Origin of the sequence: Vibrio sp. MED222 (assembly GCF_000153005.1) — a bacterium.
Classification (GTDB): domain Bacteria; phylum Pseudomonadota; class Gammaproteobacteria; order Enterobacterales; family Vibrionaceae; genus Vibrio; species Vibrio tasmaniensis_A.
Map to the genome: position 1 here is coordinate 377003 of NZ_CH902609.1, position 1964 is coordinate 378966.

The following is a 1964-nucleotide window of genomic DNA, read 5'->3' on the forward strand; positions in this document are numbered from 1 at the left end:
AATGGGGTGGCTAACGAGATTCGAACTCGCGACCACCGGAATCACAATCCAGGGCTCTACCAACTGAGCTATAGCCACCATTATTTCTTTTTGCCAATTCTCACTTACCTAAGTAAGAGACCGGATGGCGCGCCTGAAAGGATTCGAACCTTCGGCCTTTGGCTCCGGAGGCCAACGCTCTATCCAGCTGAGCTACAGGCGCATGCCCTGTCGGCGGAGTGGAATAATACGTATATCACCTTATGCCGTCTAGTACTTTTTTAACTTTTTTTTCTGTTTGGTCTCTTTTTCGACAGTTAATATGTGATAAACCCCTTATTTGAGTACTACAACCCACCGCAGCTTATAAGTTGTTGTTTATTGCAACAACTTATCGGGATATAATCACCCATTATTTACATTGGTTTAACAGTTGCTCTTTGCTGATAAAGCCAAAACACCCTTCCAACACTATAAATTGGTAAGCATGTACTTACCTTGGGAATGTAAAGTGAGTTTAATGGATATGTCTCGTCGAATTTTAAGCGTTGTCATCGCAGTTTTAACCTTTTCAACTGGCGCTATGGCTTCAGGCCTAAGCGAAGCAGAGCAAGATGCTATTGCTGAACGCATCAAACCAGTTGGCCAAGTTTACCTAGTCGGCAGCGAGCCAGTAGCCGCAGAACCAACAGGCCCTCGTGATGGCGCAGCAGTTTACGGTACCTTTTGTATCGCTTGTCACGCATCTGGCGTAAGTGGCGCACCTAAAACAGGTGACGCTGGTGACTGGGGTCCTCGTATTGCCCAAGGTCGCGACATTCTAGCTGACCACGCAATCAACGGCTTCAATGCTATGCCAGCGAAAGGTTCATGTATGGACTGTTCAGATGATGAAATCAAAGATGCTATCGAGCACATGATTGCTGGTCTGTAATTTACCGATCTGTAATTAAAAATGCCAGATTCAAAAAAGGTGACCTCATGGTCACCTTTTTTATTGGCTTTTATATAACGCGATGAAAGCAAGGAATTACTTCTTGTTGAACATCGCTCGAATGTTAGCAATGTGTGCCTGTCCTTTTTCCATTCTTTCTTCAGCGGATTGTGGTTTCTTAACACTTTCCCACTCCACATCTTCATGCGGCAGTTCATCGAGGAATCGGCTTTGTGTTGGCTTTATCAATTCGCCATACTGACGACGTTCACGACATTTAGTGAAGGTCAGCTCTTTCTGCGCGCGAGTAATCCCTACATACATAAGACGACGTTCTTCTTCTACGTTACCTTCATCGACACTGGTTTGGTGTGGCAAGATACCCTCTTCGGCTCCCATCAGGAACACATACGGAAACTCTAGGCCTTTCGATGCGTGCAATGTCATTAATTGAACTTGGTCTGCATCGTCATCATCTTCACCACGCTCCATCATGTCACGTAGCGTTAAACGTTGAACCACTTCTCGTAGGGTCTTCTCTTCTTTGTCGTAGTTGTCACCCTCAAGGTCAGCAACGATCCAACTATAAAGATCAGAAACGTTCTTCATTCTCATCTCTGCAGCCTTCGGGCTTGCCGAGGTTTCGTACAACCAATCTTCATAGTTAATATCACGAACCAAAGAGCGAACAGCCTCAACGGTATTGCCACGTTCAGCATTATCAGAAATACGAACAATCCAATCGCTGAAACGGCGCAGGTTTTCTAAACCACGACCAGTCAAAGTTTGCTCTAAACCCATCTCAAAGCTCGCTTCAAACAAGCTCTTGCCACGCATGTTGGCGTAGCTGCCTAACTTCTCAAGCGTCACCGGGCCAATCTCACGACGTGGTGTGTTTACAATACGTAGAAACGCGTTGTCATCATCAGGGTTCACCAACACGCGGAGGTAAGCCATGATGTCTTTAATCTCAGCTCTAGCGAAGAAAGAGGTACCGCCAGAAATTTTGTAAGGCACACGGTTCTGCATCAACGCTTTTTCAATCAAGCGA

General features: G+C 45.7%; 2 protein-coding genes and 2 tRNA genes. 1 reads left to right on the top strand and 3 read right to left on the bottom strand.

The annotated features are described in order from the left end of the window. Positions 1-2: 2 nt before the first annotated feature. Positions 3-78 (bottom strand) — tRNA-His (locus MED222_RS05415). A gap of 47 nt (positions 79-125) precedes the next feature. Continuing rightward, positions 126-202, bottom strand: a tRNA-Arg gene (locus tag MED222_RS05410). 297 nt (positions 203-499) lie between these two features. Between MED222_RS05410 and MED222_RS05405 the strand changes: the two genes are divergently transcribed. Beyond that, positions 500-913, top strand: a complete 414-nt coding sequence (locus tag MED222_RS05405; protein WP_009848079.1) for a c-type cytochrome — start codon at positions 500-502, stop codon at positions 911-913. Between the two features lie 96 nt (positions 914-1009). Here the strand turns inward: MED222_RS05405 and MED222_RS05400 are convergent. Beyond that, on the bottom strand, positions 1010-1964 hold a 955-nt coding region (locus tag MED222_RS05400), incomplete at its 5' end, for a 3'-5' exonuclease (RefSeq protein ID WP_009848080.1).